Source organism: Tetragenococcus halophilus subsp. halophilus DSM 20339, assembly GCF_003841405.1.
GTDB classification, from domain to species: Bacteria; Bacillota; Bacilli; order Lactobacillales; family Enterococcaceae; genus Tetragenococcus; species Tetragenococcus halophilus.
Genome location: NZ_PXYA01000001.1, coordinates 666,090 through 683,600 on the forward strand (window position 1 = coordinate 666,090; position 17,511 = coordinate 683,600).

The window sequence follows — 17,511 nt, forward strand, 5'->3', positions numbered from 1 at the left end:
TAAAAATCAGGTATTTTTTTGCGTAAAAATAAAAAATTTACTAAAAACATAATTAGCAACTACAATAATAATCTGGGTTATGAGTTTTGCCCAAAACTCTTTCATATTTAAACTATCAACAAAGAGCAACATGCACCCCATATCGATACCAAAGGAAACAATGCGGTAAAAGAAAAATTTACTTAGTTCAGAAAAAAATCGCTTCATGCTAGTTGTTTGTGACTTAAAAACCCATCTTTTATTAGTAGCAAAAGCAAATAACACAGAAAAAATCCATGAAAGTGTATTTGATATAACTAAATTCCAGCCAAACAATCTTCTAGCTAAAAAGAATGTAATAAAATTTACGACAGTGGTCATACCACCAAAAAATAAATAAGCAATAATTTCTTGTAGTTTCTGGTCCTCTTTTAATCTTTTGATTAGTTGCTTCAATTTGTCACCTCATCCACCACTTCAGTACGAATTTATAACTCTAAATAAAAATATCCTTTTTTCATTTAAAATACAACAAATTATTTCATTTCTAGAAAATTTTTATAAAATATCTTCCTTTAAGCTAGGACACTAGTTGATTTCAAACCGTCTCTTTTAAGATTAAAGTTAGAATTCTTCTTGTTTTCTCACTTTTAGTTAGATAAAATATTAGGTATGAATAAAAATAAAATTAAGAGGGTTACAATATGAGTTTTCTTCAGTTAGTAAAAAATTCAATACTGCATTTTAATGAGTTAAAAAACGCCAAAAATATCGGTTTTGGAAAGATGATCCTCTATCTATTGTTACTAAGTCTAATTGCAGCCATACCTATCACACTGCAAGTACGTCAGGTTTTTTCGGATATCCAATCGGACGGACAAGAAATCGCTGAACAGATTCCTGATTTCACAGTCGAAGATGGAAAAATGCAGACAAATGAACAAGATGGATTTATCTATCAGACGGATTCGATTATTTTCACCTTTGACCCTGAAGGACAACGAACTTCTGATGATATTTCAAAAGATATGATCGGTAATTTTTTGAGCATAGGTTTGTTACAAGAAGAAGCAGTGTTAAGCCTTCAGTCCAATGAAGCAACAGAAACGATATTTGGCAACAATCAGTTTGAGTTATCTTATGATGATAGTCGGATGCAAAATTTAACTGGGGAAATGATTCGAAATGAATTAAGTCAAAGTAAACTACCTTGGTGGACACTCTTAGTGGCATTACTGGTTGCTACTTATCCTTCTTTTATCAACTTGATTGTCATTTTATTGATTACGACTATCATTGGAAACTTATACAGCCGTATTCAGCGTACTAGCAATCGATTTTTGGACAATTTAAAAATCATGATTGCAAGCGCAACTTTACCCGTTATTATAGGCGCGGTGATCAATAGTTTTTCTGCAGGTTTCGATAGTACAATGCTAATTGCTATTTTAGCATTCTTTATCTTTATGCAAGCTATTAAAAGCACGAAAAAAATTGAATAACCTTAAGACATTTTCAGCCAGCTGGAAATGTCTTTTTCTTTAAAATATTGTATACTAGTTGATAAAGGAGCGGATAATATGACAAAGTATATTTTATCAGTTCGTCCATTTCGCGAAGAATTTCAGCAAAAAATGAAGAAAATTGACCCTGATTACCAATTTGTAACTGCTGATGAACGAAACGAAGCTGATATTTGGAACAATGTTGAAATTACAATAGGTTGGCGTAAAGATTGGAATGATAAGTTACTATTTGAAGGTACGCCCTTAAAATGGGTACATTCCATTTCAGCTGGTGTAGATTATTTACCACTTACTAAATTTAAAGACTACGGTATACAGCTTACCAATTCGAGCGGTATCCATGCGCAATCGATCGCAGATCATTTATTAGCCGTTATATTTATGCAAAGTAGAGGGATATTTACTGCCATACAAAATCAACTGACAGCCACTTGGGATAAATCCGCTGATTACTCCTATCTGTATGATTTGCGAGTATTGATCGTAGGCACGGGAAAAATTGGTCAAAAATTAGCATCCTATCTTGATGTATTTGGCTGTAAACCTGTCGGCATCAATACAAATGGACGCGCGATAGCACACTTCACAGAAACATATCCATTAAGTGAGCTAAACCAGCAAGCTTCTTTTTCTGATATAGTAATTAATATCCTGCCTTTAACAGAAGATACTTACCATCTATATAACACTGAATTTTTCAATAGTATGAAGACTACTGGGACCTTTATAAATGTTGGACGTGGTTCAAGTGTTGATACAGAGGATTTATATGCTGCCTTAAAAAATAAAGACATCAATTTTGCAGCTATTGACGTATTTGAAGAAGAACCTTTACCTTCTGATAATGACTTATGGTCTCTAGAAAACATCCTGATAACACCACATATCTCAGGTTATACCCCACATTTTCAAAAGAAATTTATGCAAATATTTTTGGATAATTTATCTAGTTTTGTTAACGAGGGAAAACTTGTAGAAAACGAAGTCTCTTTAAACTCTGGTTATTAAAAAAGAAAGATGGTCCATTAAAAATTTTGGATCATCTTTCTTTTTTTATATCTTTTTCAGTTTCTTTAACGATATAAATAGGTCGTTTTTTTGTTTCCAAAAATATCTTACCGATATATTTGCCGATCACTCCTAAAAACAGTAACTGCAATCCTCCCATAAACAACACAATCGAAGCCAAGGAAGGCCAACCAGTCGTCGGATCCCCAAACAACAAAGCACGAATCACAATAAAGATCAAAGCAATAACAGCAGCTATACAAGACAAGCCACCAAGAAGCGCAGCTAAAGTTAAAGGAGCATCTGAAAAGTTTACAATCCCATCAATTGAATATTTAAAAAGACTCCAAAACGACCAAGAAGTCGTTCCTGCGACTCGTTCACGATTCTCATAAGAAATATATTCAGTGTTAAAACCCACCCAGCTAAATATCCCTTTTGAAAAACGATTGTACTCTGTCATAGACAAAATCGCATCAACCATTTGCCTTGTCATCAAGCGGAAATCACGAGCACCATCGATCATTTCAGTATCGCCAAATTTATTGACTAATTTATAAAATAAGCGAGCAAAAAAACTACGAACGACGGGTTCACCTTCTCGATCTTGACGTCTGGTACCCACACAATCGATATCAGAAGTCTCGATTCGTTCGATCATCTGGGGCAATAAATCTGGTGGATCTTGCAAATCAGCATCCATGACCGTGACTAAATCACCTCTAGAGGCATGCAATCCAGCGTATAAAGCAGACTCCTTACCAAAATTTTTTGAAAATGAAACATAACGAACCCGATCAGGCATGTTCTTATATAACTGCCTTAAACTTTGTAATGTATCATCTTGTGATCCATCGTTTACAAAAACATATTCAACTGAATGTGTAATGATTGAAGCGACCTTTTCAACTTCTTTGACAAAATAAGGTAAAGACTCTTGCTCATTAAAACAGGGTACTACAATGGACAACATACAAACGCCTCCTACTTCAAATAAACACTTTCTTTAATTATATCATGTTATTTTGCAAACTAGGTAAATTTTAATATCTATTTTTTATTTATCAGCATTTTCCTGCTCAACTTCTTGATCTGAACCTTGCATTAAATATTTATCATAATAATCAGAACGTTTAGTCATTTCTTCCTCAAATTTTTTGTAGCCCATTTGTTCCATCAATGTTTTTTTATCAGAAAATAAGTTGACACCCAGTCCAAGCTTTTCATTAGGAATTTTCACATTTAAAGCTGCCAAAGTAGAAGGATACATATCCACAGCGCTAAATAAACGTTTATCTGTTTTGGAAGCCGTTTGTTCTGTATTTAAAAAGACATTATAAACACTTCTTTGATAATTAGCATCAATATCTTCAAAGAAATCTTTATCCATGGTTAAATGGTCTCCTACTAAAACAATCGTTGTATTATCATAAAAAGGTTGTTCTTTCATCCATTGGATAAAATCACTGATTTTTTGATCAGAATCATGAATGACATTACTATATTGGTCACCAAAAAGATCCGGCGTTTCATCTGTAGCATATCCATCTTCAAAATGCGTATCCGCTGTTAGCATGGTGAAGTTAAAAGGTTCTTTTTGGTCAGCAAGCTCTGTTAATGAATCTTTAGCAAAGTCAAAGAGCTTGTCATCTTCATAACCCCACCATTCGTAATAGTCTTCTGGGATCAATCCTTCTTGTCTTGCCCAATGATAATCCCGAATGTCATAATTACCGTGCTGTTCAAAGTAAGCTTTTCTGCCCGCAAATCCGGCTTTTGATCCAAGAAACAAGGTTTGATTGTAACCTTCCTTTTCTAAAATTTCTCCTAAACTATAAACGCCAGGAAAAAAAGAACTTGGTTCTTCCATGCCATAATTATTAACATCTAAAACACCACTACTTGCTCTTAAAGGCGCACCTGAAGTTTGTGCAACCATGGAGCTTGCGGTTTGATTAGCGCCCGGGATTTGCATCATACCACCTAATTTCCCTTTTCTAGCATTAGAAAATTGGGTACCCTCTTCCAGGGCCAAGTCTGTCAAACGAGGAATCAAATTCTTCTCTTCAATGCCACCTATCTCTTTATCGGCATAGCTACTTTCCATAGATTCTAAGAAAATATAAACAAGATTTCTTTTCTTTTGTGGAAATTGTAAACTTTGCTCAGAGGGATCAACATAGTAATCATCATAAACCTCAGTATCTTCAAAATAGTATGCTTTAACGTCTTCATAACCAACCTCTCTTATACCTAATGTTAATCCTGAAGAAAAGAGTAAAACAGCTAAGAAAAGAAAGATTGGAGATAAAACCTTCCTCTTTTTTATTGGACGATTATTTCTTAGAGAAAGCTGATGTGTTGCAAAAAAGTAAACGAATACCCCAACAACACTGGCGAAGCCTACTGCTGAAAGCAAGGGTTTAACTATAAACTCTCTAATTTTTAAAGGATCCGTTTCCCTTAAAGATTGACTCATGATATAGATAATCTGGTCAAAACGAACATTTCCCATATCATGCATTGTCCAATAACTACTTGTATAGATCAAACCACCCACAAATGCAAAAAGCACTAACAAAACAAAGGTAAGCCATTGGCGTTTATTAAAGGAAAGACTGGAAACGAAATAGCCTTTATTTGAAACAAATATATATATTTGTAATAAGCAAAAAATAATAGCAGCCGCGATAGCACACAAAACCATGTTCTGTGCATTATTGATCGGCGAATAAATTAAAGCCGGTATATTTAATAAGGCACGATCAAAACTTCGCCACAAAAAAATGATAGAAGAATATAGCTAGCACTTAAAAAAAGCAGCCTTGAAATCATTTTTCGTTGATTTTTCCTTAAAGAGATATAAAAGAGCAAGGTAAACAAAATTAAAATAAGCAGCATAAATATCATCTTTCTTTATGTATTTTCGAAAAAAGCCAAGTGCTCTTTTTTTAACACCTGGCTTTTTGTAGTTAATTTTCAGTAAAAATATACTTGGGTTCGTCTAATTCCTTATTGTAATCTACAGTTAAATCATAGCCTTTAAAAAACCAATCGTCCTCCCTTTCGGCAAAAAATAATATACCTTCAATTTCTTTTTTTACCAAGGGATTTTCTGGACGATCAACAGACATTCCTATTGAAAAGCCATCGTGCACTTGTGTACTTCCATAAACTTTTCCAAAAAAACGAATACCCATTCCCGATTCTAACTCGATTTCTCTTTTAAACCACGCCAGCGCTTCTGGTGTGACTGCAATATTCATCTACTCCACTCCTACTCGTTTAATTTTGCATCTAATTGATCAACTTCCTCAACATTTCCTATTACTAGCAAATGGTCGTTCTCACGAACAACTTCTTCTGCAGGAGGAGAAGCAATCACGTCTCCATTACGACGACGAACAGCCACTATAGTCAATCCAAAACGTCGCCTGAAATCCATTTCTAGCAAAGTTTTATTAAAGAATTTTTTATTCTTCACTCGAATTTCAGCCAAGGAATATTCATCAGATAACTCAATAGAATCTAAGATATTACTAGAAACCATCTTATGTGCGATCCGTATTCCCATATCTCGTTCTGGATGCACGACTTTATCTGCACCAATTTTTTCTAAAACACGCGCATGATACCCATTATTGGCTTTAGCTAAAATATTTGGCACGCCCATTTCTTTGACCATCAGAGTAACCAAAATACTTGCTTGGATATCTTCGCCGATAGCAATGATTACCTGGTCGAAATTACGAATTCCTAATGAGCGCAACGTCATCTCGTCTTGTGCATCGCCTACCACTACGTGCGTCGCAATATCCATATATGCATTCGCACGATCTTCGCTTTTATCAATAGCCAACACTTCTTGCCCTGATTCTACCAAAGTTTGGCAAATGCTCCCACCAAAACGCCCTAAACCTATAATAGCATAATTTTGTTTCATGATGATCTCCTTTAATTGATTAAATTATGCTTAAAAGCATAAATCGCAGCTTGTGTACGATCTTCCACTTCTAATTTTGATAATATATTCGACACATGTGTCTTTACTGTTTTTAAAGTAATAAACAATTCGCTTGCAATCTCTTGATTACTTTTTCCTTGTGCAATCAACATTAAAACTTCTTTTTCACGAATTGTCAACTCTTCATGTAATTGGGCTGCTTCATAAGATTGGCGATGACTTAATTTATCTGATACTTCTGATTCTATTACGCGCTCTCCTTGCTTAGTTGCACGTATCGCATCAGCAATCTCAGCTGCGCTGGAAGTCTTTAATAAGTAACCAGCAGCACCTGCTTGCATAGCTGGATAAACCTTTTCATCATCAATAAAACTTGTCACAATTAGAATTTTAGCTTCTGGCCATTCTTGTAAAATAAGTTGAGTCGCTTCGATTCCGTCCATCTCGTCCATGACTAAATCCATCAAAATAACATCTGGACGCAGTTGGATCGCTTTTTCATAACCTTCTTGACCGTCTTCTGCTTCTCCAATGACTTCAATATCTTCTTGTACCAACAAATAAGAAGACACACCTAAACGCACCATTTCGTGGTCATCCACTAATAAAACACTGATCATTTATTAACACCCTCCTTGATTAAAGGAATTTTTATTTCAATGCTTGTTCCTTGATTTTTAAAACTGATCACTTTAACTGTCCCACCAACAGCTGCTATGCGTTCACGAACGTTACGTAACCCATAACTTCCAGCCCTTTCTTTTTGGTCTGGATTAAAACCAACACCATCATCTACAACGCGTAATAACACATTTTCTTCAATCAAATGTAAATAAACTTCCAGTTCATTGGCCTTAGAATGACGTAAAGTGTTTGATAATAATTCTTGTATTACGCGAAATAACTGATCTTCAATATGACGTGGAATATCCACATCTTCAATATCCCATTTCAAAGAAAGTTTAATTTTGCTTTGTAATTCTCGTAATAATTGTTCAATTCCCTTTTTCAAGCTCTTTTCTTCTAAAGTTACTGGACGTAAGTGTAATAGTAATGCACGCATTTCCGATTGTGAGTTGTTTATAATAGAAGAAATCATTTGCAGTTGTTTTTGTTGCGCCTCAGAGATAGCTGATTCGTTAGCTTTTTCCGTAACAGCTGACATCATCATCATAGCCGCGAATAACTCTTGTGATACAGAATCGTGTAACTCTCTTGCTAAACGATGACGTTCACTTTCCAAAATTTCCTCTTTGGTTTGACCGTCAATATATTGTGGTCTCGTGTTAAGTTCTTGTAGCTCACTTGACATATCCTTTAACTTTTCTGTAATTTGAAAAATATCTTGATGTATCATAGTGAGCTCTTTACTTTCATCTAAGTAAACATCTGAATAATTTAAACTGGTGTCTTTAAAGTTACCACTGACTAGTAAGCGGAGTTTTTCTGTAATAGGCGCTATTTCCTTCTTCTGAAAATACGTAAACACAACAAAGGTAACTAAGCCACACCCAAGCGCGATGCCAATGATATAAAATATGAGCGGAACATAAGCGATACGTACTTGGAATAATTGTAGCCAAGGTTGTTTTTGATCTGTTCCTAACATGTAAAAAAATAAAACAATAAGCATCATTAACAAAGCAAAAAGGCTACTAAATGCAGACAGCATTTTTCGTGACTTTTTATCTGTCATACACGAAACACCTCGATATCTCCAACCAAGGCATTGGTTATAATTTTCAGGTGGCGTGCACTTTCACTATATTCTTTGCTATAAAGTTTAAGCGTTTCATTCCTTAATTTTGTTTCATAGTCTTCAAAATAAACTGTACCCATTAATGCAGTATGTTCTAATTGAACGCCAATTCCTGTTGGGACCAACAAACGTGTTCGTCCGATACCTTTTCTAACAAGAACCACATTATCTTTTTTAGGCAAAATCGTATTTCCTAAATCAATGATCGTATCACCAGATAATACATTGATATTAATATCATCCCATTCATAAACATGGTTACCAATACGCTCGTTACCAAGCCATTGTTGTTTTTTCTTTTTTCCATCATGATTTCTAGCTTCTTGGGTTTGAACCATAATCATTTGTTTTTTGTTCCAAAAAGCATAATTAGAAAAATCAACACCTGAAATTTCAATCCCTTTTAAGCCAATAAAAAGGATAGTAAAAACCAACATAAGCCATACTGCTGGATTACTAAGCAAGCCAAATAAAATCAAGATGATCCCTAAAAATAGTTTAAAGTTACTTGTCTTTGCTTTCTTTTTCCGACGCAAGGCCAAGTAAATGAAAAAAGCGCCAGAAGCAATCAATATGAGTAAAAGTGAGTTATGGATCGTCTGCCAAATAACAAGCAATAATAATAAACTCTCAATGACAAAGAAAAATCGTCCGGGTTTTCTCACATACTCCACTCCTCGTTAAAACATTATTTCTTATAGTTTACTACAAAACCATTTAAGGCTCATCCGCCTTCCGGCTGAAAAAATAGGAATAAACCCTGTGGGCTCATTCCTATTTCATCTTAGCTTTCTTTTACGCTAACAATTTCTACGTCCATATTACCATTAGGTATTTCAATGGTTACCTTATCGCCTTTTCTTTTACCAATCAATGCTTGAGCAATAGGTGAATCATTGGAAATTTTGCCAGAAAATGGATCGGATTCAGCGCTTCCGACAATTTTATATTCCTCTTCTTCTTCATCTGGCAATTCTTTAAATACAACGGTTTTTCCAATAGATACTTCATCTTTATCAACTTCATCGCTATCAACAACTTGAGCAAAACGTAACATATTTTCTAATGTTGTAATGCGCCCTTCGACAAAGGCTTGTTCATCTTTAGCTGATTCATACTCTGAATTTTCGGAAAGGTCACCAAAACCGCGTGCAATCTTAATTCGTTCGATAATTTCACCACGTTTAACAGTTTTCAATTCTTCTAATTCGTCTTCCAATTGTTTTTTACCCTCTGGCGTCATTGGGTAAACTTTTTCTTCTGCCATTTCTAAAGTCTCCTTCATAAATTACTTCTTTTACATTTTTTATTAAAAAAGAAATAATGGTAATCTTTTCAAGTCCACAAAAGATTACCACTATTTTTTTAAATTGTAAACCTAATTTCGATTTATTTTGTAACCGTTTTTTAGTTGTCCATATGCTCGTCAATCAACTCATTATGTTCTTCATAGGTTTCTGCATAATAAACTTCACCTGTAGATACATCCGCGACAAAGTAGTAATAATCATTATCTGTCGGATTCAAGACCGCATCGATAGAATCTTCACTCGGATTATCAAATGGTCCAGGACCATAACCAACATTTTGATATAAATTATATGGCGAGTCAACCTCAAGGTCCTCATAAGTAACAGTTTCTTTATGCTCACCTAAGGCATACAAGATCGAAATATCCGATTGTAGCGGCATATCAGCTTCAGTACGATTAAAGAACACCTGAGCAATATCCTTACGATCTTCTTCTGTCACACCTTCTTTTTCTACTAAAGAAGCAACCGTCATCGTTTCTTGTACATTCAAATCAGAATCTTTAATTTCATCATAATGACCTTCTAGCGTTGAATCCGTCGTTGCGACCATTTGTTCTACAAGTTCTTCCAAGCTCATATCTGGTTGATAATCATAAGTAGCCGGGAACAAATAACCTTCCAAACGATAACGAACCTCTTCAGCTTCCGCTGCATCATCTAAAAGCTCAGGATAGCTGTCATGTAATTCATCGAAAAAGTCTTCATCTTTCATTAAATCAAGAAATTCGTCTTCGCTAAATTCTGTCTGTTGATCAATTTCTGCCGCAATTTCTTCGACATCATAACCTTCGGGTACAGCAATTCTGGCTTGATCAAATGCACTTTCTCCTTCTTTCAAGCTATTTGCGATCTCATCTAAAGTCATACTTGGAGAAAAGACATATTCACCTGCTTGAAAGCCATCTTGATTATTAAATTTCATATAATAATTAAAAACCATGCCACTGTTGATCACATTTTCATTTTCTAGAATCTCACCAATCTGTTTGTTCGAAGACCCATTAGGAATGGTTACAGCGACCGATTCTTCACTATTTGGTTCCAATGGTTTAATACTAGATTTTACATAATTATAAGTAGAAAAACCAAATATCAACCCCACAACAACTAAAGCTAAAATAATGACTAAAACAATCTTATGAACAACTCGATCTTCCTTGTTCCTTCGATTCTTTCGTTTTTTTACATCTTTTGGCTTATTATTTGTTTTATTATTTGTTTTTTGTTTTTTATCTGAAGTTTGGTTGTCTTCTGATTGGTTCTTGTCACTCAAAACAACGCCTCCTAATCTTCATTCAAGTTTCTAACTCGTCCTATTATACCTGAAAGTGTATCCAAATAAAATGTTTTTTACTATTTTCTTTCTCTTTCTTAAATGTTATGAGATCAAAAAAGAAATTATTTTTTAAATAGTCACTCTAAAGAAAAAATCATGATAGCTAATAATCTTGAATTTCATAATTGTTAGTATACCATGATATAGTTTTTATCAGCCTATTACACATTATTCATTGGAAGGTACTAAATCGTGACCAATAAATTGATAAAACAAACATTTAAATTCTATATTTTCAATGTTTACCTACTCACTTTTGTTTGAAATAAATAAAATTATTTATAATTTTAGCAAAAGCAAAAATAAATAACGACACAATCGTAACAAACTTAATACTCATTAGTAGTTTTATATTCACTAAAGGTTTATATCCAATAGTAAATTTGTTTATGCCTTTTTTAGATTGAACAATCGGCGCGCCTAGAGTTGTCTTTTGTAGCTGATTTGACGTCAAGTTTTTTCCATTAAAATTGATCTGGCTTCCTGTATAAACAATAGTTGGTAAGATATTTTCTTGGTTTTCCCTTCCTTTCCATGTTAGTACTAATCTATTTTTCTCATCAATTGTTTTTGAGACATCAAGACTATTATTGACGATCTGCTCATCATACATTTGATAGCCACCTTGTTCGTCCAGCTCTTCTTGGGTCATATCATTTAATAATGGTAAATAATCAGGGGTCGGCTTTTTGATAACTTTAAACGCATCTTCATAACTCCCGCTTGTAAAACCTGCACGAAGCTCGTCCGGGTCATTGGTGGTAACCCAAGGAGCGTTGTTTCCTGAAGAAGTTGGCGTATCGCTTTCCCAGGCTTCGGCACTTCGTAATATATTTAAATTAACATTTGCAATCATCAAAAATGAAAGCATACATAAAAAGGAGTACATAACTTTTTTCTTATCTGCATTCAAGTTTTTAGTTAATTTCTCTAGTGTATAAGCAAAAGCAATAAGCAGAAAAATATAAGCTATCAAAACAAACCTTCTTGGAAACTGAATGATTTGAACAAAACTCGTATAAAGAGAAATATCTTCCCAAGGTATAAAATTCGTAGAAAGAATTAAGAAGAAAGCCCCCACAAGTGTTAACAGCCTTTCAACGATAGAAGTATCTTTCCAGCTAACAAAGAAATAAAAAATTTGAAACAACATTAAGCAAGAAAAGACCATGCCTAGACTAGAATAATTGTTATCTCCAATATCAAAATAAGTTGTATAAGATAAGACATCATCAAAGAATTTAGGATACACAAGTTGATTAGTTAAGGAAACTTCTAAAAACCCTATTAAAGTATTAATATTAAGTAAAATCGTTAGAAAAACGGCGATAAAAAAATCTTTTATCATTTTTCCTTTATGTTTTGTACGTAAAAAACCAACTATATAAAAGGGAACACTTGAGAGAATTCCAAGAAATAACGTTAAATTGTGTAAAAATCCAACGCTTGTCACAGCAAGTGCTAATTCAATAGGCTTTATCGGTCTTTCTTGATCCTGGATCACTCTAACAGCTGGAACATAAATAAAAGGAATAAAAGCCGCTCCCCAGCTTGTCATATTTTGCGATAACGCATAATGAGAAACCATTGAACTACTCATATAAAGTAATGAAATAAAGATAGAAAATTTATAATGAACCCGCGCTTTACTGGCCAAAGAAAACATTGCTAAGCCTGCAATAAAAAAACAAAGGAATGAAGTCAATAATTGATAACGAAACCAATTTTTAGTAAAAAACATTAACAAACCTTGTAAATAAGAAAAGTCAGGTCCATATAATGCGTTAACGATTCTTCCTGATTGGTCAAAAGAAAAAATTGACTGAAAATAATTAAAATCACCTGTTTTTATTTGCATATACGCTTCATAAAAACGATTGAAATGAAACATCATATCATTTCCAAGAATGATTCCGTGTTTATAAAGCTGAGCAGATACCATTAAAAAAGCTGCTAAAATAATAATGGATAAAGCAATAATGATTTGTTTTTTTGTTAAGCGGACCTTTCTTCTGTTATCCCTATTGTTCAATTTTATTTTTCCCGGGGCCTCCACTGTCATTCTCCTCCGCATTCACATGTAATTTTTTGATTAAGCAGGTGATTAAGAAACTTTTTAAAGTCTTTTAATCACCTTTTAAAAAATGCTTTATAAACTTTTTCTGCTCGGTCAGGTCCATCTAAAGGAGCAAAACGATTTTGAAATACTTGGTATTTCTCACCATAATTATCCCAATACTGATGTCCTTTGGCAATCGCTCGAAATAAATTGCTCGTATTTTTTACAATTGGACCCGGGGCTTGTTCTTCTAAATCAAAGTAAAAACCGCGCATATCATCATACTCATCCAGGTCATAACAATAAAAATACATTGGTTTATTCGTATTTGCATAATCAAACATTACCGAAGAGTAATCGGTAACTAACATATCAGAAGCGATCATCAACTCTTGGACATCCGGATATTTTGACACATTTATAATGTTGTGGCGAAATTCTTCGGGGATATTTAACTTACTCGCTACTACAACATGTTCTCTAATTAATAAGACATAGTCCTCTCCCAAACGACGTTCGAAAATACGAAAGTTAATTTTATTTTTCATAGTAAACTTCTTCCCTTTTTTCTGGTTATCGCGAAAAGTAGGGGCATAAAAGATTACTTTTTTATCTTCAGCTATATTCAATTTACGACGAATACTTTCTCTTTTCTCATCGATATGAGGTGTATAAAAAACGTCGTTTCTTGGATACCCCAATTCTAAGACAGGACCATTGTATTGGAAGGCGGAGCGAAATGCTTGTGTCGCATATGGCGAAGGAGATACCAGCGCGCTCCATTGATTTTTGGCATGAGTCACACGAGCTAGATACCCTTCATCTCTACCTTCGATTTGTTCTTGATCATGTTGCATCTTCTTCAAAGGAGTGCCATGCCAAGTTTGTAAATATTGTGTTTGCTTCGGTTTTGTTAAATAAGTAGGAAAGTTTTGATTATTCACCCAATATTTACTTGTAGCTAAATATTTATAGTAACTAGGCGATAGCCGTTTGATAATTTTTGTATGAGGATTGACCTTTAAAGGCGCGTTATTGTTCATGATCCAAATATAATCATAATCTTCCTTATTATCAATCATTTTTTCATAAATCATACGCGGGCTATCTTCATATCTTTTTCCTACACCACTTTCAAATACAATTTGTCTATCATTTGTTTTTCCAAAATGACTTAAAAATTTATAAAATAATTTCATTGTAGGAAAATAGTACTTAGAACGTCTGTACCGAGCAAAAACTTTTAAAGCTAATGGATCATCTCTAAGAAATTTCTTTACCTTATTTTGCTTAGGAATATTCTGAATAGCTTTAAATATACGTTCGTTTGAATAACGATCACGATACTTAATGAAGTTATCTGCTTTTTCTATATATTCCTCTGCCATTTTAAACTGATTTTCACCAATTTTAAATAAATACTCAATAACCTTATCCTCATCAAACGCAATATCTCCAGGCAATTCATTATCTAAGTCTAGATGTGAAGGATTTTTACCTAAAAATCGATTACGGTCAAATTGGTAATAAACAACAGGTTTGTGCAAAAAGCTAAAATCAAATGCAACACTCGAGTAATCCGTAAGCATTACCATACTCTCTTTAATTAAATCTTGAACATCACGATCACCTTGTTTTATTACGGTTACAGGAGCATTCTCAAAATAACGAACATAATCTTGCATATTAGGATGTAGACAAAAAATTAATTCCAAACCAAACTTTTCTGCAAACTCTTTTAATCGTGGATCAAATAGCAATTCTTCGTATCTTTTAAAGTACTCACTTTCTTCAAAATTTTGATTATTCGTAATCCAATCTCGCCAAGTAGGGATAATTAAAACTTGTCGCTTTAGCGGGATATCATTTTTAAATAGCGTTTCCAACCGAGCTAAACCTGTAGCCACCACTTCCTCATCATGGTACCCCATATCGATAATAGCAATTTGCCGTTCTTTTTCTGAACTTGTGATAAATAAATCCGTATAAAATTCATTCACCCATTTTGCATAAATGGGAGCGATATTCTTTGTTCCGAAAACACCATGCTGCAAAAAAATCTTTTTAGCTGAAATATTTTTAATGTATTCTCTACTCCGAATAGGGTATAAAGAATCCGGGTGATGCGTCCCACAGATATAATCGGCTTGGATGACTTTTTCAAAGTGGTCTTTAGAGCCAAAATCAATCACATTTCCGAATGGAGCAACATGTTTACGTTCAGGAGAATCCCTTTGTATGACATAATAGGCATCAATTTCTGGATGATTTGTACGTAAATATTTAAAAAAGTGGTAGCCATTATCTTGAGCTTTATAAGATCGCTCCCCTACAATCCACACGGCACGATTCTTTGCTTGTTTTTTGACGCTATTCCAATGCTTTTTATGTTTTCGAAAATAATCATAAGCTTCTTTTTCATATTGATTATAAGTGAGTGACAGGTTCACGCCTTTCAGAGTGAAATAAGGAACAGCCGAAAGCCAGTGATTTTCTTGCTCTGAAAAAATAGCCATTTCACCCTTCATAAAATAATTCGTCAAAAATCTTGGGTTCCCCACCCGAATTCTAACCGGTTGATCTGTACCTTTTAGTGATAAAACAAAGAAGAAATCAATACTTAGCTCTTCCTTTTTTGTTAAGTTTTCTAAATAAGATTTTATTTTGGCTATAGGTAAGTCCCAGTTATAATGATGCCTACGTGCAAAAGCGTTCTCTTTTTGATTTTTATTTTGAACAATTGAAACAGGAAAACTTATTGACTGATCGCCACCTCTTTCAACGAGTTGAATTTCTCCACTCTCAATATCAAAAAAGCGAGTAGTCAAATTGCCCTGAAGATTTAATCCTTTTTCTGTAACTTTATTTTAGAAATCGTCTTTCTTCGATAATATTGACTATGCGCAAGTTCTTTATTTACTAAAAGAGCCAAAGCCCCCTTTTTTGTAATGTAAGGGACAAACATTAAATCATTTTCTTCATTAAAAACATGGTCCAAATTAAACAAGGACCACTTTTTCTTATTCAATTTTACGATATGTTCCGCACGCTTTATTGTATCTAATTTTTTGTTATATTTTAAATATTGCGTTGTAATAGTAAATTTATACGTTTGTCTTTTCTCATTATTCTCTTGCTCTTCTTCCTCTTCTTCATTTATATCGTCTTCATAATTTACCATTGAATTTTCTTTTTCCTGTAAAAATTTGGCAAACTCAGCTAAAGGACAAGCAAATTGATAAAGATTATAATCGTCATATTCTTCATAACTTATAAGTCGAAAATCAAATTGCTTATCGCTACGCTTTAGAGAAACTGTATAGTCATAGGATGATTTATTACTTGTAAATGCAAGAATCAGTTTCTTTTCTTCTACAAAGTATCTTAAGTTATTCATCGTCATTTCCCCTTCAGGAACAAAGAATTTTGGACCAAAGACTAATTTAATGAATCTAATACAACCAACGGTCTTAAGTGTATTACTTTTTTTATAAAACCCATAATTTCAGATTGATTGGTAAAAGTAGGCTTTGCAGTAATGTTTTCCCACCATTTTTCCAAATTATCTGTGGCTTTAAATATATATTGTGAAGAATCTGTTTCATAAAATTCATGTTGTCTCGTATCTTCTTCAGTAAAGAAGTGAGAAGACTGTCTATCCCAAAAAACATTTTCTCTAATCCGTTTAATCGGATTCCCTACATTAATACTATTAGATTGTATTTTTTTGGCAACGATGGACCCAAGCCCTATAATCGCTCCTGAACCAATATACGAACCTTTTAAAATTGAAGTATTTTGCCCTATCCATACGTGATCACCTATAAGAATACTTTTACTTTCATTAATCCGTCTTTGATATTCATCGTATATCAAGTGCACATCAGAATTGCGGATCCAACATCCCGAAGAAAACATTACATCTTTACCAACAATAATATCTTTGGCTTCAGAAGCAATTAAAAATAAGGGTTTATTAAAGGAACAACCCTCATTAAAAGACACTAAAGAGTCATTATATAATGTAGCTTTTAATTGAATTTTATTATTCCTGGTCTTGTCTATATACAATACAGAGTTACTACCAAGGAAAGTAATCGTAGTATCTACTAATTGCGCATCTTTATCTAAAAAGACATAATTATTTGTGCCTTTAAAAATAATCTTGGAATCTTTAAGCTGAATATTATTTTCTTCTTCAGTTACAATAAAATTATCTTTTAGTCTTTCCTTTTCGCTGAATGATCTTATTACTGTATCCATTTCACATCTACACCTCTCAGAAGTTTTCATAGCTTTTTTAAGAGTTGTTATTTATTCTGTATATGTGCTTTATTTTATTGTTCTATTATATTTTTAATTTTACCATAAAATAACAAATTGGTATTCTTTGTTTCTTCAATATGTAGGAAATTGATAATTTTTCTTAATTTTTGTGACGTAATTTAAATAATATCATTAGTTATAGAAAATAAAATATTCAAAATGCATAAAAAATTTTTTAATATTGAGTGTTGTTATTTATAAAAATTGGAATATAAAAAAAGACGAACTACCTATACCTATC

16 protein-coding genes are annotated in these 17,511 nt (G+C 33.4%); 2 read left to right on the plus strand and 14 right to left on the minus strand.

Annotation, left to right across the window (positions count from 1 at the left end; translation table 11 throughout):
• Window positions 1-6: 6 nt before the first annotated feature.
• The gene (locus C7K42_RS03120; protein ID WP_124175388.1) at window positions 7-435 is read right to left on the minus strand and encodes a GtrA family protein; all 429 of its coding nucleotides are present in this window, start codon (window positions 433-435) and stop codon (window positions 7-9) included.
• Window positions 436-683: 248 nt separating this feature from the next.
• Here C7K42_RS03120 and C7K42_RS03125 point away from each other — a divergent pair, with 248 nt between their 5' ends.
• Together C7K42_RS03125 and C7K42_RS03130 are read left to right on the plus strand one after the other, a co-directional pair.
• Entirely contained in the window at window positions 684-1,481 is a 798-nt protein-coding gene (locus C7K42_RS03125; RefSeq protein ID WP_103099799.1) for a DUF1189 domain-containing protein, read from the plus strand.
• Between the two features lie 78 nt (window positions 1,482-1,559).
• A complete protein-coding gene (locus tag C7K42_RS03130) occupies window positions 1,560-2,513 on the plus strand; it encodes a phosphoglycerate dehydrogenase (RefSeq protein WP_103099800.1) in 954 nt (317 codons plus the stop codon).
• 31 nt (window positions 2,514-2,544) lie between these two features.
• Here C7K42_RS03130 and C7K42_RS03135 read toward each other — a convergent pair whose 3' ends face one another.
• From C7K42_RS03135 to C7K42_RS03195, 13 genes are all read right to left on the minus strand, one after another.
• Window positions 2,545-3,486, minus strand: a complete 942-nt coding sequence (locus C7K42_RS03135; protein WP_103099801.1) for a glycosyltransferase family 2 protein — start codon at window positions 3,484-3,486, stop codon at window positions 2,545-2,547.
• An 84-nt stretch (window positions 3,487-3,570) separates the two neighbouring features.
• Window positions 3,571-5,064 carry an LTA synthase family protein gene (locus C7K42_RS03140; RefSeq protein ID WP_234976227.1) on the minus strand — a complete coding sequence of 498 codons (1,494 nt, stop codon included), beginning with the start codon at window positions 5,062-5,064 and terminating at the stop codon, window positions 3,571-3,573.
• A gap of 421 nt (window positions 5,065-5,485) precedes the next feature.
• Window positions 5,486-5,779, minus strand: coding sequence for a HesB/YadR/YfhF family protein (locus C7K42_RS03145; RefSeq protein ID WP_103099802.1), 294 nt, complete (start codon window positions 5,777-5,779; stop codon window positions 5,486-5,488).
• Between the two features lie 11 nt (window positions 5,780-5,790).
• On the minus strand, window positions 5,791-6,456 hold the full coding sequence (locus tag C7K42_RS03150) for a potassium channel family protein (protein WP_103099803.1): 666 nt from the start codon (window positions 6,454-6,456) through the stop codon (window positions 5,791-5,793).
• 11 nt (window positions 6,457-6,467) lie between these two features.
• Entirely contained in the window at window positions 6,468-7,097 is a 630-nt protein-coding gene (locus C7K42_RS03155; protein WP_103099804.1) for a response regulator transcription factor, read from the minus strand.
• Complete coding sequence (locus C7K42_RS03160) at window positions 7,094-8,173, minus strand: sensor histidine kinase (RefSeq protein ID WP_103099805.1); 1,080 nt, start codon at window positions 8,171-8,173, stop codon at window positions 7,094-7,096. Before C7K42_RS03160 ends, C7K42_RS03155 begins: the two co-directional genes overlap by 4 nt.
• Complete coding sequence (liaF, locus tag C7K42_RS03165) at window positions 8,170-8,901, minus strand: cell wall-active antibiotics response protein LiaF (RefSeq protein ID WP_103099806.1); 732 nt, start codon at window positions 8,899-8,901, stop codon at window positions 8,170-8,172. The genes C7K42_RS03160 and liaF overlap by 4 nt, the downstream gene beginning before the upstream one ends.
• A gap of 119 nt (window positions 8,902-9,020) precedes the next feature.
• Window positions 9,021-9,503: a transcription elongation factor GreA gene (greA, locus tag C7K42_RS03170; RefSeq protein WP_014124986.1), complete on the minus strand. Its 483-nt coding sequence runs from the start codon at window positions 9,501-9,503 to the stop codon at window positions 9,021-9,023.
• A gap of 140 nt (window positions 9,504-9,643) precedes the next feature.
• Window positions 9,644-10,822: an endolytic transglycosylase MltG gene (gene mltG, locus C7K42_RS03175; protein ID WP_103099807.1), complete on the minus strand. Its 1,179-nt coding sequence runs from the start codon at window positions 10,820-10,822 to the stop codon at window positions 9,644-9,646.
• A gap of 313 nt (window positions 10,823-11,135) precedes the next feature.
• Window positions 11,136-12,947, minus strand: a complete 1,812-nt coding sequence (locus C7K42_RS03180) for a glycosyltransferase family protein (RefSeq protein WP_124175389.1) — start codon at window positions 12,945-12,947, stop codon at window positions 11,136-11,138.
• Between the two features lie 68 nt (window positions 12,948-13,015).
• Complete coding sequence (locus C7K42_RS03185; RefSeq protein WP_103099809.1) at window positions 13,016-15,772, minus strand: CDP-glycerol glycerophosphotransferase family protein; 2,757 nt, start codon at window positions 15,770-15,772, stop codon at window positions 13,016-13,018.
• A 14-nt stretch (window positions 15,773-15,786) separates the two neighbouring features.
• Window positions 15,787-16,341, minus strand: coding sequence for a hypothetical protein (locus C7K42_RS03190; protein ID WP_103099810.1), 555 nt, complete (start codon window positions 16,339-16,341; stop codon window positions 15,787-15,789).
• A gap of 41 nt (window positions 16,342-16,382) precedes the next feature.
• The gene (locus C7K42_RS03195; RefSeq protein WP_159459083.1) at window positions 16,383-17,207 is read right to left on the minus strand and encodes an acyltransferase; all 825 of its coding nucleotides are present in this window, start codon (window positions 17,205-17,207) and stop codon (window positions 16,383-16,385) included.
• Window positions 17,208-17,511 lie beyond the last annotated feature (304 nt).